The sequence below is a fragment of the Serratia sp. CY71090 genome (genome assembly GCF_052166845.1).
Lineage (GTDB): Bacteria > Pseudomonadota > Gammaproteobacteria > Enterobacterales > Enterobacteriaceae > Serratia > Serratia nematodiphila.
In genome coordinates, this window is sequence record NZ_JBJNOA010000009.1 from 233,166 (window position 1) to 247,401 (window position 14,236).

The 14,236-nt window shown below is 59.3% G+C and carries 12 protein-coding genes and 2 pseudogenes; 4 read left to right on the forward strand and 10 right to left on the reverse strand.

The window, feature by feature from the left end; all coding sequences use genetic code 11:
* Positions 1-219: 219 nt before the first annotated feature.
* A complete protein-coding gene (gene mscS / locus ACJ8OK_RS17865) occupies positions 220-1,086 on the reverse strand; it encodes a small-conductance mechanosensitive channel MscS (RefSeq protein ID WP_015378992.1) in 867 nt (288 codons plus the stop codon).
* 205 nt (positions 1,087-1,291) lie between these two features.
* On the opposite strand from mscS, the gene ACJ8OK_RS17870 reads away from it, so the two are divergent.
* Complete coding sequence (locus tag ACJ8OK_RS17870) at positions 1,292-1,960, forward strand: DUF1345 domain-containing protein (RefSeq protein ID WP_033632132.1); 669 nt, start codon at positions 1,292-1,294, stop codon at positions 1,958-1,960.
* Positions 1,961-2,016: 56 nt separating this feature from the next.
* Here ACJ8OK_RS17870 and fbaA read toward each other — a convergent pair whose 3' ends face one another.
* The 8 genes and pseudogenes from fbaA to ACJ8OK_RS17910 form a co-directional block, all read right to left on the reverse strand.
* Positions 2,017-3,096, reverse strand: coding sequence for a class II fructose-bisphosphate aldolase (gene fbaA / locus ACJ8OK_RS17875; protein ID WP_004931586.1), 1,080 nt, complete (start codon positions 3,094-3,096; stop codon positions 2,017-2,019).
* 116 nt (positions 3,097-3,212) lie between these two features.
* A complete protein-coding gene (gene pgk / locus ACJ8OK_RS17880; RefSeq protein WP_015378994.1) occupies positions 3,213-4,376 on the reverse strand; it encodes a phosphoglycerate kinase in 1,164 nt (387 codons plus the stop codon).
* Between the two features lie 70 nt (positions 4,377-4,446).
* On the reverse strand, positions 4,447-5,463 hold the full coding sequence (gene epd / locus ACJ8OK_RS17885) for an erythrose-4-phosphate dehydrogenase (protein WP_004931582.1): 1,017 nt from the start codon (positions 5,461-5,463) through the stop codon (positions 4,447-4,449).
* Between the two features lie 311 nt (positions 5,464-5,774).
* Positions 5,775-5,900, reverse strand: a pseudogene (locus tag ACJ8OK_RS17890) (LysR family transcriptional regulator); the annotation flags it as partial.
* 49 nt (positions 5,901-5,949) lie between these two features.
* Positions 5,950-7,020: an ABC transporter ATP-binding protein gene (locus ACJ8OK_RS17895; RefSeq protein WP_060560204.1), complete on the reverse strand. Its 1,071-nt coding sequence runs from the start codon at positions 7,018-7,020 to the stop codon at positions 5,950-5,952.
* A complete protein-coding gene (locus ACJ8OK_RS17900; RefSeq protein ID WP_033639426.1) occupies positions 7,013-8,782 on the reverse strand; it encodes an ABC transporter permease in 1,770 nt (589 codons plus the stop codon). The genes ACJ8OK_RS17895 and ACJ8OK_RS17900 overlap by 8 nt, the downstream gene beginning before the upstream one ends.
* 78 nt (positions 8,783-8,860) lie before the next feature.
* Entirely contained in the window at positions 8,861-9,949 is a 1,089-nt protein-coding gene (locus ACJ8OK_RS17905; RefSeq protein ID WP_033633583.1) for an ABC transporter substrate-binding protein, read from the reverse strand.
* Positions 9,950-10,117: 168 nt separating this feature from the next.
* A complete protein-coding gene (locus ACJ8OK_RS17910) occupies positions 10,118-11,035 on the reverse strand; it encodes a DMT family transporter (protein ID WP_442530777.1) in 918 nt (305 codons plus the stop codon).
* 287 nt (positions 11,036-11,322) lie between these two features.
* Here ACJ8OK_RS17910 and ACJ8OK_RS17915 point away from each other — a divergent pair, with 287 nt between their 5' ends.
* The 3 genes from ACJ8OK_RS17915 (at position 11,323) to brnQ (ending at position 14,083) form a co-directional block, all read left to right on the forward strand.
* Positions 11,323-11,655, forward strand: a complete 333-nt coding sequence (locus ACJ8OK_RS17915) for a tRNA-binding protein (protein WP_004931561.1) — start codon at positions 11,323-11,325, stop codon at positions 11,653-11,655.
* A gap of 30 nt (positions 11,656-11,685) precedes the next feature.
* Positions 11,686-12,561 (forward strand): 2OG-Fe dioxygenase family protein, encoded by an 876-nt coding sequence (locus ACJ8OK_RS17920; RefSeq protein ID WP_033632129.1) that lies wholly within the window; start codon positions 11,686-11,688, stop codon positions 12,559-12,561.
* 199 nt (positions 12,562-12,760) lie between these two features.
* Entirely contained in the window at positions 12,761-14,083 is a 1,323-nt protein-coding gene (brnQ, locus tag ACJ8OK_RS17925; protein WP_033632128.1) for a branched-chain amino acid transport system II carrier protein, read from the forward strand.
* A gap of 69 nt (positions 14,084-14,152) precedes the next feature.
* On the opposite strand, the pseudogene ACJ8OK_RS17930 reads toward brnQ, so the two are convergent.
* Positions 14,153-14,236, reverse strand: a pseudogene (locus ACJ8OK_RS17930) (transketolase-like TK C-terminal-containing protein); the annotation flags it as partial.

Consider the following 14,236-nt stretch of genomic DNA (forward strand, 5'->3'; position numbering starts at 1 on the left):
TGGTATCAGAGGAGGAAACAGTAACAACGAAAAGTCGTTTTTATCGCGACTTATTGAGCTTCTCGTTATTACGCCCACATCTATTTGTCATAGGCCGCAATTTCCGAAGGCGCATATCGGCTTGGCGCCAATATCGATACAGTGGAGACAGATTGAGTGGCTGTCTGGCTAATACGGGGAAAATGACAATAAAAAAGGGGGTCAAGGCCCCCTTCTCTGTTATTCCGCCTTGGCGGAAGCGTCTTCGGTGCGATACAGGTGCACGTCCATTTGCGGGAACGGAATGCCGATGTTGTGGGCATCCAGCGCGCGCTTAAAGTTTTCCATCAGATCGAAGTACACGTTCCAGTATTCCGCGTTGGTGGTCCAGGAACGGGTCACGAAGTTCAGAGAGGACGGCGCCATCTCGTTCAGACGCACGGTCACGCCTTTAGCGTGCATGATGCGCTTGTCGGCGGCGATCACGTCGCCCAACACCTTCTTCACCACGTCGATATCGGCGTTGTAGGCCACGCCTACCACTATGTCCACGCGGCGGTTCGGTTCGCGGGAGTAGTTGATGATGTTGCCGGCGATGATTTTACCGTTCGGCACCACGATGGTTTTGTTGTCTGCGGTACGCAGGGTGGTGGAGAAAATCTGCACCTGATCGACGGTACCGGCCACGCCGCCCAGATCGACATACTCACCCACGCGCAGCGGGCGGAAGATCACCAGCAGCACGCCGGCGGCGAAGTTGGACAGCGAGCCTTGCAACGCCAGGCCGACGGCCAAACCGGCGGCACCCAGCACGGCGATCACCGAGGTGGTCTGCACGCCGACGCGCCCCAGCACCGCGATGAAGGTGAACGCCAGCACGCCGTAACGTACGATCGCCGACAGGAAGTCCGCCACCGTGGCGTCGATGCCGCGCAGTTTCATCACGCGGTTCAGCGCATTACCGACCACGCGGGCCACGATCGAACCGATGATCAGGATAACGATGGCGGCGACGATATTCACCGCATACTGGATCAACAGATCCTGGTTCTTCACCAACCAGTCGCCGGCACCGTTGATGCCGTCTACTACATTCAAATCTTTCATTCGTGTCGTCCTAACTCAGTCCCTAACGGGAGAAACTCGCAAAAATACACTGGCTTCGGCAGCCAGTAGGAAACCACCGCCTAAGGGTAACCAACATTAAAGGCTCATGCCAACCGTCAGCGTTAAAAATAGCCGAAACCGCCCGCCGCGTCTTCTATGCTGAAAACAGCGCGTTGGCCATTTCACGACAAGGGATCCGTTCTTCATGCACATTCGCTCTTCGCTTAAACACTATTGGCAAGTGCGACCCAGGCTGCTGTTTTCCGTCGGCGCCGGGCTGCTGTGCTTTTTGCTGCTGCCGGCCCAGCTCTCGTTGCTGCAGCGCCTGATGATCGGCTGGAATACACTGGCCTGGCTCTATCTGCTGTTTCTCTGGCGGCTGATGCTGGTCAGCACGCCGCAGCACATTCGCCAGATCGCTCGGCGACAGGATGAAAGCGCCAGCACGGTGTTGGCGCTGGTCAGTTTCGGTTGTCTGGTGAGCATTCTGGCGATCCTGTTCGAATTGAGCAGCGCCAAACAGGCCAGCGACTCGCTGAAAACCCTGCATCTGGCACTAACCGGCGCCACGCTGGCAGTCTCCTGGCTGCTGCTGCCGACCGCCTTCACCATGCACTATGCTCATCAGTTTTATCGTCAGGGCGCACAACAGGATCCTTTGCCGCTGCTGTTTCCCGGCAATCTCACCGAGCCGACCTATCTGGACTTCGCCTACTTCTCCTTCACCATCGCGGTCGCGTCGCAAACCGCCGACGTGGCGGTCGGCGCCGCGGAGGTGCGTAAAATCGCGCTCGTGCAGTCGGTTATTTCGTTCGTGTTCAACATGCTGATCCTGGGCCTGTCCATCAACGTGGGTGCCGGCTTGCTGAGCTGAAAACGAAAAAGGCTCCCCGCAGGGAGCCTTTTGCATCGTGCAACAGCTGGCGAAGATTACAGAACGTCTACCGCGTTCAGATCTTTGAAGGCCTGCTCCAGACGCGTCACCATGCTGGTCTGTGCTGCGCGCAGCCAGACGCGTGGATCGTAGTATTTCTTGTTCGGCTGATCGGCGCCTTTCGGGTTGCCCAGCTGGCCCTGCAGGTAAGCTTCGTTCGCTTTGTAGTACTGCAGGATGCCGTCCCAGGTCGCCCATTGGGTGTCGGTGTCGATGTTCATCTTGATCACGCCGTAGCTGACGGACTCTTTGATTTCCGCATCGCTGGAACCGGAACCGCCGTGGAACACGAAGTTCAGGCTGTTATGCGGCAGGTTGAATTTCTCGGAAACGTATTTCTGAGAATCGCGCAGGATGGTCGGAGTCAGCTTAACGTTACCTGGCTTGTACACGCCGTGCACGTTACCGAACGAGGCTGCGATGGTGAAGCGCGGGCTGATGGCGTTCAGTTTTTCGTACGCGTAAGCCACGTCTTCCGGCTGGGTGTACAGCGCGGAAGCGTCCATATGGCTGTTGTCCACGCCGTCTTCTTCACCGCCGGTGCAGCCCAGTTCGATTTCCAGCGTCATGCCGATTTTGGCCATGCGCTTCAGGTAGGCACTGCAGATCTCGATGTTTTCTTCCAGAGATTCTTCAGACAGATCGATCATGTGGGAAGAGAACAGCGGTTTGCCGGTAGCGGCGAAGTGCTTCTCGCCGGCGTCCAGCAGGCCGTCCAGCCATGGCAGCAGTTTCTTCGCGCAGTGGTCGGTGTGCAGGATCACCGGCACGCCGTAGTGTTCAGCCATCTGGTGAACGTGGTGTGCGCCGGAGATAGCGCCCAGAATCGCTGCGCCCTGAGGCACATCGGTCTTCACGCCTTTGCCGGCGATAAACGCGGCGCCGCCGTTGGAGAACTGAACGATGACCGGCGCGCGCACTTTAGCCGCAGCTTCCAGCACTGCGTTGATGGAGTCGGTACCCACGCAGTTTACCGCTGGCAGCGCAAAGTTGTTCTCTTTAGCAACTGCGAAGACTTTCTGAACGTCATCACCCGTGATGACACCCGGTTTTACGAAATCAAAAATTTTAGACATGTTACTTTGTCCTGTTTCGTCGGCCGTAGATGGATGTAAATCGATATTTTCACGCCGCGCAGCGTTAGCCGCGCGGTATAAAACAAACGGGCGGCTTTCGCCTCCCGTTGTCTGAATTACTGCTTAGCGCGCTCTTCCAGCATCACGACTGCAGGCAGCGGTTTCCCTTCAACGAATTCCAGGAATGCGCCACCGCCGGTGGAGATGTAGGAAATTTTGTCAGCGATACCGAACAGATCGATGGCTGCCAGAGTGTCGCCGCCGCCAGCGATAGAGAAAGCGTCGCTATCGGCGATCGCGCGGGCGACAATTTCGGTGCCCTTACGGAAGTTAGGGAACTCGAATACGCCAACCGGGCCATTCCACAGAATGGTCTTGGCGTTCTTCAGGATAACGGCCAGACGCTCGGCAGAGACGTCGCCCATATCCAGAATTTGCTCGTTGTCCTGGATCTCGCTCGCCGGCTTCACGGTCGCGGTTGCGGTTTCGGAGAACTCGGTCGCTACGCGCACGTCGGTCGGCACCGGAATGTCGCAGGTTTCCAGCAGTTTCTGCGCGTTCGGGATCAGGTCAGGTTCGTACAGGGACTGGCCCACGTTGTTGCCCTGCGCCGCCACGAAGGTGTTGGCGATGCCGCCGCCGACGATCAGCTGATCGGCGATTTTGGACAGGGAATCCAGCACGGTCAGTTTGGTGGAGACTTTAGAACCGCCCACGATGGCGACCATCGGACGGGCCGGGTTGCCCAGCGCTTTGCCCAGCGCTTCCAGTTCGGCGGACAGCAGCGGGCCGGCACAGGCGACAGGCGCGAACTTGCCCACGCCGTGGGTGGAAGCTTGCGCGCGGTGCGCGGTGCCGAATGCATCCATCACGTACACGTCGCACAGCGCCGCGTATTTCTTGGACAGGGTTTCGTCGTCTTTCTTCTCGCCCTTGTTGAAGCGGACGTTTTCCAGCACCACCAGTTCGCCTTCGGCGACGTCGACGCCATCCAGGTAATCCTTCGCCAGACGCACTGGGGATTTCAGGTGGTCTTTCAGGTAGTTGACCACAGGCAGCAGGGAGAATTCTTCGTTGTACTCGCCTTCGGTAGGACGACCCAGGTGGGAGGTTACCATCACGCGGGCGCCTTGCTTCAGCGCAGCTTCGATAGTCGGCAGGGAAGCGCGGATACGCGCGTCGGAAGTCACTTTACCGTCTTTTACCGGCACGTTCAGATCGGAGCGGATCAGTACGCGTTTACCCGCCAGATCCAGATCGGTCATCTTAATTACAGACATGGTGAACCCTCTTTATTGAATCTCTATAAAATTGCCTGAGCAGCGCGCCAATCACGCCGGCGCCGCCGTACTAGAAACCGCTGGCGGCCATTGCCCGTGTTGTATCCAACATCCGATTGGCAAAGCCCCATTCATTGTCGCACCAGACCAAGGTCTTTATCAGGTGCTGCCCGCTGACCCGGGTCTGCGTACCGTCGACGATAGCGCTGTGCGGGTCATGGTTAAAATCGATCGAGACCAATGGTAATTCCGTGTAGTCAACTATACCACGAAATGATTCCCGTGCGGCCTTTTGCAACAGCTGGTTGACCTCCGCCACCTTCACCGCGGCGCTCACGCTGACGCTCAGATCGATAGCCGTCACGTTAATGGTCGGCACGCGCACCGAGATCGCCTCGAAGCGGTCGCAAAACTGCGGGAAGATACGGGTGATGCCCGCAGCCAGCTTGGTATCGACCGGAATGATCGACTGGCTCGCCGCGCGGGTGCGCCGTAAATCCGCGTGATACGCGTCGATCACCGGCTGATCGTTCATCGCCGAGTGAATGGTGGTCACGGTGCCGGATTCGATGCTGTAGGCGTCGTCCAGCAGCTTGATCACCGGAATAATGCAGTTGGTGGTGCACGAGGCGTTGGACACGATGCGATGTTCCGCCAGCAGCGTCTGATGGTTGACGCCGAACACGATGGTGGCGTCCAGATCGTTGCCGCCCGGGTGGGCGAACAGCACTTTCTTCGCCCCCGCCGCCAGATGGGCTTCGCCATCCGCCCGGCTGCCGTACACGCCGCTGCAGTCCAGCACCACGTCGACGCCCAGTTCGCCCCAGGGCAACTGCTCCACCGCCGGCTGATGCAACAGGCGAATCGCGTCGTCCCCGACGCTCAGCGTGTCGCACTCCTGCCGCACATCCCAGGCGAAGCGGCCGTGGCTGGAGTCGTACTTCAGCAGATGGGCCATGCCCTCGGCGTTCGCCAGCTCGTTGATCGCCACCACGGAGATTTCCGCCCGTCGTCCCGATTCGTACAGTGCGCGCAATACGCTGCGGCCGATGCGGCCAAAGCCGTTTATCGCTATGCGGATGGTCATGCTGCTCCTGAAAAAGGGCCGTCCACGCCGGGTGACTCACCGGCGCCGCCCGGCGCTGACTGGTTGTCTCACTAACCCGCATAGAGTAGTGGATCGTACCGCCCGCTGTGAATCGCCGAGTTTGCATTATTCCCGCGCTTCAGCGGTTTTTCACCGCCGTCACATCGGCATTTCTGTTGAAGAGTGCTTCAACTGAAACGCTTCAGCTGAGCATAAACCAAAGTTTTGGCAAAAGGAACAGGTGCAACAGTTCCTCAGGTAACGGAGGGGAGTTTTACGAGCATAAGATGATCTGGCGCACATTTTTGGCCTCAAGACCGCGACGGATTTTCGCTCGCCGCCCCCGTTTCGCCGTAGTGCTCACGAAAATAGTCGCGCAAAAATTCGACCGTCACCCGCACTTTCGCCGACGTTGCCAGCCGGGAAACGTACACCGCTAGCGGTTTAACTCTGTAAACGGAACGCCCGCACCAGCGGGCGTCCTGATTAGGCTTTCGGGAATATCCACAGATGATCGGCCGGCAGGGAGAGCCGGCACAGCGCCCGATCGCGCGCCTCGTGGCCATAGGCGCGCACCACGAAGTCTTCGGCCACGGTGCGGAACAGGTATTCCCAGCGATCGCCGAGATACATGCTGGTCAGCAACGGCAGCTCAAGCTGGTTGCCCTGCGGATCTTCGCCCAACCGCACGCGCTCCACGCGGATCACCGCCGTGCCCTCCTGCCCAACCTGCACGCCTGCGCCCGCTTTGCCCCACAGCGCCCAATCCTTGCCTTCGATGCGCGCCCGGTCGCCTTCCAGCGCGACAACCTTGCCCGGCAAGCGGTTGTTGCTGCCCATGAACTCGGCGGTGAACAGCGTGGTGGGCGAGCCGTACATCTCCTGCGGCGTGCCCTGCTGTTCGATTTTGCCGTTATTGAGCAGCAGGATGCGATCGGAAATGGCCATCGCCTCGTTCTGATCGTGGGTCACCATCAGCGCCGACAGACCGAGCTTGATGATCAGCTCGCGCAGGAATACCCGCGCCTCTTCACGCAGCTTGGCATCGAGGTTGGACAGCGGCTCATCCAGCAGGATCACCGGCGGGTTGTAGACCAGCGCACGCCCGATCGCCACGCGCTGCTGCTGGCCGCCGGAAAGCTGGTGCGGGTGCCGCTTGGCCAGATGCCCCAACCCGAGCTGATCCAGTACCGCCTGCACTCGCTGGGCGATTTCCGCCGAGCCGGTCTTACGCAGCTTCAGCGGGTAAGCGACGTTTTCAAACACCGTTTTATGCGGCCACAGGGCATAGGACTGAAACACCAGCCCCAGATTGCGCTCTTCGGCGGGAATTTCGCTGCGCGCGCTGCCGTTGTACACGGGGTTATTGCCGATGACGATCCGCCCCTGGCTCGGTTTCTCCAGCCCGGCCACCGCCCGCAGCAGCGTGGTTTTGCCACTGCCCGACGGGCCCAGCAGCGAGACCACTTCGCCCCGTTTTAGATCCATCGACACCCCTTTCAGCACCGGGTTGTCGCCATAGGTCAAATGCAGATTCTCTACCGAAAGTTCAATCATGTAATTTCACTCCAAAGCGCAAGGCGATCCCCAGCCCCAGCACCACCAGCAGAATATTGATGAACGACAGCGCGGCGACGATATCGATAGCGCCCGCGGCCCACAGAGAAACCAGCATCGAGCCGATGGTTTCCGTGCCCGGAGACAGCAGGTACACCCCGGTGGAATATTCGCGTTCAAAAATCAGGAACATCAGCAACCAGGAGCCGATCAGGCCATAGCGCGACAGCGGAATGGTGACGTGGCGGGTGATCTGGCCGCGGCTGGCGCCGGCGCTACGCGCCGCCTCTTCCAGCTCCGGCCCCACCTGCAGCAACGTGGAAGAGATCAGCCGCAGGCCGTAGGCCATCCACACCACGGTGTAGGCCAGCCAGACGCTGAAGATGGTGCTGCGCAGCGAACGCAGCCAGACAATCCAGTTAGCACGCAGCCACTCGGCCATCGGCAACGCCGACAGCCAGCCTTCCTTGAGCGATTTGTCCAGCCACATCGGCAGGAACAGGAACACCCACAGGAATGCCAGACCGGCCAGCAGCCCCGGCACCGCGCGCGGCACCAGCACGCTGTAGTCGAGGAAGCGCGTGGCGCCATCCGGCTTGCGGTGCATGGCGATGCCGATAAACAGGTAGCACGCCACCGCCAGCGCCCCGCCGATCACCCCGATCGCCATCGAGTTGACGATGGCGCGCAGCAGGTTGGGCTGCGCCCAGATGGTGCGAAAGGTGTTGATCGACAGTTCGTCCCAGACTGACACGCCCACGCCCCAGTTGGAGATAAAGGCGCGCAGCACCACGCCGATCAGCGGCACGCCGATGGTCACGGTCAGCCAGAATACCACCACCGCGCCGGCCACCCAGCGCCATTTACCCAGCGGCAGAGCGCGGGCCTGCGAGGCTTTGCCCTTGACGGTGACAAAGCGGTTGGCGGTGCGCATCAGCCGGCGCTGCAGCATCACCAACGGAATAGTGATGCAAATCAGCACCACCGCCACCGCCGCCATCAGATGGTAAGACGGCGTGCCCAGCTTGTTGGTCAACTGGTACAGGTAGGTCGCCAGCACCAGGTTGCCTTCCGGATCGCCCAGCACCAGCATCAGGCCGAACACTTCCAGCCCGAGGAAGAACAGCAACACCCCGGCGTACAAGATAGACGGCCGCACCATCGGCAGACTAACGGCGGTCATCACCTGCAGCGGCGTGGCGCCGGCGGTGCGCGCCGCTTCTTCAACGTCGGAGCCCACGCTGCGCAGCGCCGAGGAGATGTACAGGTAGGCGTGGGGCACGTGCGTCAATCCGGCTATCACCACGATGCTGGCCATTGAGTAGATATTCCACGGCACGAAGCCCAGCAGCGCCTCCGCCCACAGCGAGAAGAAGCCTACCGGCCCCGCCGCCACCACGTAACCGAAACCCAGTACCATCGGCGACACGAAGATCGGCACCAGAATCAGCGGTTCGATGATTCGCCGCCCCGGCAGATCGGTGCGCACCATCAGGAAGGCCAAAACACCGCCGAGCGGGATGGCGATAATCACCAGGCCGAATGCCAGAATAAAGCCGCTTTTCAGCGCTTTGTAAAAATCCGGATCGGTAAAGATGAACTCGAAGGCCTCAAGGCTGAAGACCTTGGAAGGAGAGAAAAACGGTGCCGAGAGGAAGCTTTGAATGATGATAAACGACAGGGGGACATAGATAACCAGCGCGGTTATCAACACCACCAGGCCGCGCGGCAGGCTCTGCCACTTTCTGCGCCATGCTTGCATAAATGCTCCCTATGGTTGTAAACGACGACCAAAGGGCGCGCGCCCGTGCGACAGGCGTGCGTCCGAATGCAGTCCCTGTTATTTCGCCGCGGCGGCGCGCCATTGTTTGATGTAGTCGAGACGCTTGGCCGGCTGCAGATATTCCAGCAGGCTGTCATCGACCGGGATCGGCTTGAGCGCGTTACCCAACAGCTTGGTCATACCATCGATGTCGTTCTTGCCTTCGATGTCGTTGCGGATCGAGGGGATATCCGCCTGATTGGCGAGAATATTTTGCCCTTTCTCCGACAGCACGTAGTCGAACCACAGCTTGGCGGCGTTAGGGTTGCCGGCCTCTTTGCCGATGAAGCTCACGCGCGACAGCACCAGGGTATAGTCTTTCGGATAGACAATGCCGAGCGACGGGTCGCTCTTGGCGCGAGCCTCGGCGTACGAACCGAGGATATTGAAGCCGATCAGGTTTTCACCGGAGGAAACGCGTTCCATCATGGTGCCGGTGGAGGATTGCACCGCCAACCCGCCCTTGGCCACATCGGCCAGCGTTTTGAAGTAGTTGGGATCGGCCTTGAAGTCCTGCACCGACAGCATGAAGCCGACGCCGGATTTTTCGATGTCGTAGGTGGTGACTTTCTTCTTGAATTTGTCCGTCTGGCCGGCGATCAGCTTGGCCAGCGCCGCATGCGAATCCGGCACATCGCCTTGCGGGATCAGGCGTTTGTTATAGATAAACACCACCGGCTCGTAGGTGGTGCCATACACCTTCTCTTGCCATACCGCCCATTTCGGCAGCTGAGCCTGCTCAGGGGAGGCATATTCCTGCGCGTAATCGCCCGCCAGTTTCAAAATGGTGTCCATCGACGAGCTCCACACCACGTCGCCGCTGGTGCCGCCGGCCGCCTGCTCGCTGATAAAGCGGTTATACAGTTCGGTGCTGTTCATGTCGTTGTATTCGACCTTGATGCCCGGATACAACGCCTCAAACCCCTGGATCAACGGCGCCGCCGCCTTGGTGTCGGTGGTCGAGTAAATCACCACCTTGCCTTCTTTCTTCGCGCCGTCGACCAGTTTCTGATAGTCGGCGGGGTAGCCCGCCGGGAAGGCCGCATAGGCGGAAACGGAGCCCAGCAAGGTGATTGCCGCTACGGTCGCGCTGATTTTTTTCATCATCATCATCCATCCCCTGATCACATTTAATAAACCAAAAATTAACATATAGTTAATAACTGAGACGTAGCAACGGCGTTGCTTTGTTATCTTTCGGTTTTGTGAGGTTGGACGTTTTTCAGCCAATAAAAAGCCCGGCAGCGCGGGCTTTACGGCGCTTCCAGTCGCAAACTATTCGGCCAGGCGAGAACGCCGCAGCAGGCGAATTCGCTGTACGATGGCGACCCCCAGCAGGGTCAGGGCAAACCCCGCCAACTGCACCAGCGACAGCGCCTCGCCAAACAGCGCATAAGCCTGCAGCGCTGCCGCCGGCGGCACCAGCAGCATCAGCGCGGTAATGCGAGTCAAATCGCCGTGGCGCACCATCCAGATGAACAGCGCGGTGCCGCCCAGCGACAACACGCCGGCCGACCACAGCAGCGAGAACCACAGCGTCGGCGAATTGTCCCAGGCGCCGGAGCCCATCACGGCCGCCAACGCGCCGGTCACGATCGCCGCGCCGAGGTGCTGAATGGCGCCCGCCGCCCGCAGATCGGCCGCCGCCAGCGAAGACTTCTGCACCATGATGCCGATCGTCAGCGCGACGATGCTGCCAAACCCCATCAGGATCGGCAACAGCGCCATATTGCCGACATCAATGCCGGTCAGCCGGGGAGAAAGCACCAGCGCAACGCCGATAAAGCCGATCGCCAGCCCGGCCCAGGAGCGTAACCCTATCGATTTGCGCAGCACCAACGCGAAAATCAGCGCGGTGAACAGCGGCTGCAAGCCGCCGATCAGCGACATCACCCCGGCCGCCAGGCCGTTCGCTACCGCCCACCAGCTTGCAGCGAGATAAACGCCATTCATCAACATGCCGGTCAGCAGGTGCATCACGAACTGCCGCCCCTTGGGCCAGGCGCAGTGCAATGCCAGCAAAGCGAATACCGCGGCGGCGATCAAAAAGCGAAAGGTCAGGAAAAGGTTGGGATCGGCATGATCCACCACCGCCCGCGCGGCAATAAAACCCGTCGACCAAATTAATATCAGGAAAAACGGCGCGATAAATGCCTTTCGCCGATCGCGTTTTTCACGCGGGGTTATTTCCATATCACTACCTGAAAGAATGCGGTTGATGAATGAAGGCATACTAACCAATTTAACACGGGCTTAACAGTGCCGAGCGGACGCCCAAGTTCAGATGGTGCACATAATTACCGGTGAATAATGAAGTTTCAATTTCATATAATTCATCAAGCTTATAATTAATTACGCTACGTTACGACAATGTAAATTAATTGCTACATCGGGTATAAATATTCCCCTCTTGGCGACATTGTCGGGATAATTCCCCTTTGCTAGCCTTTCTGAAGCCATTTAATTAACGGGACTGACTCATGGCCGAAATCACTGATTTTATGAAACTGGATATGCGTATTGGCGAAATTATTTCCGTGGAATATAACGACAAGGCGTTAAAACCCGCCTATAAGCTGCGCATTGATTTCGGCGAGGAAATTGGCATTAAAAACAGCTCGGCACAATTATGCGAAAACTATCAGGAAGATGACCTGCTTGGCAGAAAAGTCATCTCCGTCGTTAATTTCCCCGCCAGGCGAGTTGCCGGATTTAAATCCGAAGTGCTGGTTCTTGCCGCGGTCACCAGGGATCAAGGCACCGTCTTGCTGAAACCCGATTTCGACGTGGAGATCGGCAGCAAGATTTTATAACCGCCCCATCATTCGTGAGGCCACCGAGAAATGCGACAGTTATCTCTGCTTGATGAAGTTAAGAAGGCATACCAGGAACACCGTTCAGCCTTTATCCCCGGCGCTACCATGCAGGCAATCCTGCTGGCGCTGGGCGCGCGGCCGGAAGATTTCGCCAGGCTGCAGCAGGTCAGCGCCAATCTGGCGGACGATCCCACGCTGCCTTTCCGCAAGTCCAGAAACGGCCGTTTCTGTTTCGACTTCGATCGCGCCCGGATTGAGCGGCTGGAGTTCCAGCCTTTCGTGCTCTCGGTCGAGGAAGACTTCATCCGCTACGATTCGGGAAAGGTGCGCCATTTCCGCGGCATCAACGACGATCTGCAGTTGAATACGGCCTTTCAGGCGCTGATGAAATTCAAAGCCTACGTGATCGATGGCGTGAGCGTGACGCCGCGCCCCCGGCTTAATCAGGAGATCAACAAGTTCGTCTGCACCGTGTTCAACCTGCGCACCGTCACCACGCCGCAGATGCTGGGCGAACCGGCGCTGGAAGGTGTGCACAGCGACGGCGTCGACCACACCATGACAACCTTCCTCGGCTGCGACAACATGACCGACGACAGCGCCAAGACCTTTATTCACGATATGCGCGAAACCAGCGGGATCAAATTCGATCGGGCCCGGCCGGAATGGATTTTGGGCGAAATACAGCATCGGCATTTCCTCGACACCCTGCTGATTGTCGACCACGAGCGCAAACACAGCCTCTCTCCGGTAAAAGCGCAGGACAAACGTAAGGATTCAACCCGCGATATGCTGATCTTTTTCACCCGCAAACCGGTCGAAGACGGCCACGTCTCTTTCGCATACGACTCTTTCAAGCCGCATATCGAAATCCCGCTGTCGATAGACATGGTGGCGCGCTAACGCGCTGCCGGGCCGGCCGCCAGGATCCCTCTGTGCGGCCGGTTCACGCCAGGATAAACAACGCTGGATTAATCAGGTTTTTGTCGCCGAATTATTATATCCTGCCGGACGAAAATTTTTGCGGGCGCTCGCTGCCCCACGCGCCAGCCCTCTGCAGGCGGGCCGTTTATTTCATGAATACAGGCAGTGCCATACCGTTATGACCAAGAGTTTATCCCCGAAAGACATTATCGCCCTGGGCTTTATGACCTTTGCCCTGTTTGTCGGCGCCGGCAACATCATTTTCCCGCCGCTGGTGGGGCTGCAGTCCGGCGAACATCTGTGGCCGGCCGCCCTCGGGTTTATGGTGACCGCCGTCGCCCTGCCGGTGATCGCCGTGATCGCGTTGGCGCGCGTCGGCGGCAGCATCAGCCTGCTTACCGGCCCCATCGGCCGCACCGCCGGCCTGCTGCTGGCGACCGTCTGCTATCTGGCGCTCGGCCCGCTGTTCGCCACGCCGCGAACCGCCAATGTCTCTTTCGCCCTCGGCATTGCGCCTTTCACCGGCGACGGCGCCCTGCCGCAGTTCATCTACAGCCTGCTGTTCTTTACCCTGGCGATGATTGTGTCGCTATATCCCGGACGGTTGCTCGATAACGTCGGCCATATTCTGGCGCCGCTGAAAATTCTGGCGCTGGCCGCGCTCGGCATCGCCGCCCTGATCTGGCCCGCAGGCGCGCCGCTCTCCGCCGTCGGCAGCTATCAGGCCGCGGCGTTTTCCACCGGCTTCGTACAGGGTTATCAAACCATGGACACGCTGTCGGCGCTGATGTTCGGTTCGATTATCGTTACCGCCGCCCGCTCGCGTGGCGTCAGCGACAGCGGGTTGCTGCTGCGTTATACGCTGTGGGCCAGCCTGATCGCCGGCGTCGGCCTGACGCTGGTCTATATCTGCATGTTCAAACTCGGCGCCGGCAGCGGCAGCCTAATCGAGAATGGCGCTCAGGATGGCGCGGCAATCCTGCACGCCTATGTACAGCACACCTTCGGCGATCTGGGCAGCGTCTTTATGGCGGTGCTGATGTTCATCGCCTGCCTGGTGACAGCGGTCGGCATGACCTGCGCCTGCGCGGACTTCTTCTCCCGCTACCTGCCGCTCTCTTACCGCACGCTGGTGGTCATCCTCGCCCTCTTCGCCATGCTGGTCTCCAACATGGGGCTGGCCAATCTTATCCGCGTCTCGCTGCCGGTGCTGACGGCGATCTACCCGCCCTGCATCGCGCTGGTGTTGCTCAGCTTCAGCCAGAACCGCTGGCGCAGCGCCAGGCGCGTCTTTGCGCCAGTGATCGCCACCAGCCTGGTGTTTGGCCTCGCCGACGGCCTGAAGGCTTCCAGCTTCAGCGGCCTGCTGCCCGCCTGGTTCGATAAGCTGCCGCTGGCCGAGCAGGGTCTGGTCTGGCTGCAGCCTACGCTGTTGGTGCTGTTGCTGACGGCCGCTTACGACCGGTTGCGCAGCGCCGAAAGCGTCAAGGCCGCGTCTTAAGCGCGATTTCCGCCCATAAAAAAAGCCGGTCATCATGACCGGCTTTTTTATCGGCTGGCGCCAGGCCGCTTACTTCAGCAGCGCCTGCGCCTTCGCCACCACGTTGTCCACGGTGAAGCCGAACTCGGCGAACAGCTGCTCCGCCGGCGCCGA

Bases quoted from the DNA above. Each gene is read 5' to 3' on its own strand.
- mscS (WP_015378992.1), bottom strand. From the start codon at position 1,086: ATGAAAGATTTGAATGTAGTAGACGGCATCAACGGTGCCGGCGACTGG.
- ACJ8OK_RS17870 (WP_033632132.1), top strand. From the start codon at position 1,292: ATGCACATTCGCTCTTCGCTTAAACACTATTGGCAAGTGCGACCCAGG.
- fbaA (WP_004931586.1), bottom strand. From the start codon at position 3,096: ATGTCTAAAATTTTTGATTTCGTAAAACCGGGTGTCATCACGGGTGAT.
- pgk (WP_015378994.1), bottom strand. From the start codon at position 4,376: ATGTCTGTAATTAAGATGACCGATCTGGATCTGGCGGGTAAACGCGTA.
- epd (WP_004931582.1), bottom strand. From the start codon at position 5,463: ATGACCATCCGCATAGCGATAAACGGCTTTGGCCGCATCGGCCGCAGC.
- ACJ8OK_RS17895 (WP_060560204.1), bottom strand. From the start codon at position 7,020: ATGATTGAACTTTCGGTAGAGAATCTGCATTTGACCTATGGCGACAAC.
- ACJ8OK_RS17900 (WP_033639426.1), bottom strand. From the start codon at position 8,782: ATGCAAGCATGGCGCAGAAAGTGGCAGAGCCTGCCGCGCGGCCTGGTG.
- ACJ8OK_RS17905 (WP_033633583.1), bottom strand. From the start codon at position 9,949: ATGATGAAAAAAATCAGCGCGACCGTAGCGGCAATCACCTTGCTGGGC.
- ACJ8OK_RS17910 (WP_442530777.1), bottom strand. From the start codon at position 11,035: ATGGAAATAACCCCGCGTGAAAAACGCGATCGGCGAAAGGCATTTATC.
- ACJ8OK_RS17915 (WP_004931561.1), top strand. From the start codon at position 11,323: ATGGCCGAAATCACTGATTTTATGAAACTGGATATGCGTATTGGCGAA.
- ACJ8OK_RS17920 (WP_033632129.1), top strand. From the start codon at position 11,686: ATGCGACAGTTATCTCTGCTTGATGAAGTTAAGAAGGCATACCAGGAA.
- brnQ (WP_033632128.1), top strand. From the start codon at position 12,761: ATGACCAAGAGTTTATCCCCGAAAGACATTATCGCCCTGGGCTTTATG.